Source organism: Actinotalea soli (assembly GCF_017565425.1).
In the GTDB taxonomy this organism is placed as follows: domain Bacteria; phylum Actinomycetota; class Actinomycetes; order Actinomycetales; family Cellulomonadaceae; genus Actinotalea; species Actinotalea soli.
Genome location: NZ_JAGEMK010000020.1, coordinates 1 through 395 on the forward strand (window position 1 = coordinate 1; position 395 = coordinate 395).

Sequence of the window (395 nt, forward strand, 5' to 3'; positions counted from 1 at the left end):
GCCACGCCCACTGGTTCCACCCCGACCCCCGCGCCCTCGCATCCGTCGCCGAGGACCGCACCCGGGTGTGGGAACGGGACCTCGAGCACGAGCAGTACCTCACCGTGCGCGCCGGCCGCGCCGACCAGCCGCTGTGCGTCGAGCTCGAACCCGCCGAGACCCCGCCCTTGGCCCAGCTCGACCCCGGCGCCGCCCCCGCGGCCCACCGGTTCCTCGTCTCGCACAGCACCCAGCGAGACCTGCCCCTCACCCTCGACCGGCGCTCCGCCGCACGGGTCGCGGTCGCCGGGGACGAGGACGGCGCCCGCGGCATCACCCGCGCCCTGCTCGCCCAGCTCGCCACCTTCCACTCCGCCGACGACGTCAAGATCGCCGTCCTCGCGGCCCCCACCGCG

The 395-nt window shown here is 77.0% G+C and carries 1 protein-coding gene; it reads left to right on the plus strand.

Going from position 1 to position 395, the window contains the following annotated elements:
- On the plus strand, positions 1-395 hold a 395-nt coding region (locus tag J4G33_RS16860; RefSeq protein WP_208057167.1), incomplete at both ends, for a hypothetical protein.